The sequence below is a fragment of the Motilimonas pumila genome, assembly GCF_003596335.1.
Taxonomy (GTDB): Bacteria; Pseudomonadota; Gammaproteobacteria; order Enterobacterales; family CBDFNC01; genus Motilimonas; species Motilimonas pumila.
In genome coordinates this window covers 1-1,080 of record NZ_QZCH01000112.1, presented here as the reverse complement: position 1 = coordinate 1,080, position 1,080 = coordinate 1, and the positions used below count along the sequence as shown (strand labels likewise).

Genomic DNA, 1,080 nt, shown 5'->3' with positions numbered 1-1,080 from the left:
AACCCGCGAATATCAGCAAGGTCAACCGCCGAACTTTCTTGCCAAAGGTGCACTCACTTAAGTTTCTCTCCCATGCCGAACATTTTTGGTAGGGATAGTCACGCGCTCGTTGACAGTGGGAATCATATCAACGCCTAAATAACAGGCTAAGTAATGGTTGGCTAAAATTGTGTAGCGAAGCGAAACGTAGCCAACTGTTACGTGTCCTTGTTAATTTTCTTGTTAGGTTTTTGGCATTTCTGAATGCCATAAATCCCGTATGTTTTCTACTAAAGTGGACACCGTAGCGTCTGTAGAAAACCTCTTAATAGAAGAGAAATCCATTTGGGACTCCTCCAGTATATCTGTAACTTCTGTCAAAAATGAAGTTACGCAACTCATTTGTATATGAAGCTCTTTCTGAGTTTCTTCTGTTTCATTTTTTAATTTTAACAATGCTTCTGGAGTTGATTTTTCAGAGTATTGTAAAGTTTCAACAACCCTAATTAACCACTCATTCTGAGAAAGAACATTCCCCACGACATGTTCATTTAATTGCCATAATGAGTCATCATTCAATAGACGAGTTATTCTTGTGTGCTCTAAACCACATGCATTAATATCGCCAATATCCCGGAGAGATTTTAAGCAAGCCTCTGGAGGAAATGATTTTTCTTCGTGGTATGTCCTTGCAAGGCACTTTTGAACCTGACAATAATTCCAGTTAAAATTAGTAATTAGCTCGATGTTATATGCCCGAACTTTATCTACACCATTATTAAGATAGCGATCTTTTACGAGCTCGTATTCTTTTTGTTTAAAGAAAGACTTCAAAGCAAATTTAGCAGCCAAGTATGCCATGAGTAATGACGCAAAGCCTGTTGCTAAAACTTTATATATATGAACCTCTAATTCAAACATAATTACCTTTAAGAAAACCTAGACATAATGATTCCCTGTGCACAGTGTCGACCTCCTGCGTTTATCGTGGGTTAGCTCGGCCAGTGCCACACTGTTAGGTAAACGCCATAACAGATACAGGAGATCGACATGAATAATCCTAGCACCCTTTTTATCGGCCTGGACGTACATAAAGAAACC

1 protein-coding gene is annotated in these 1,080 nt (G+C 38.8%); it reads right to left on the bottom strand.

The window, feature by feature from the left end; all coding sequences use genetic code 11:
• Positions 1-222: 222 nt before the first annotated feature.
• Entirely contained in the window at positions 223-900 is a 678-nt protein-coding gene (locus D1Z90_RS20760) for a hypothetical protein (protein ID WP_119912661.1), read from the bottom strand.
• Positions 901-1,080: the final 180 nt, after the last annotated feature.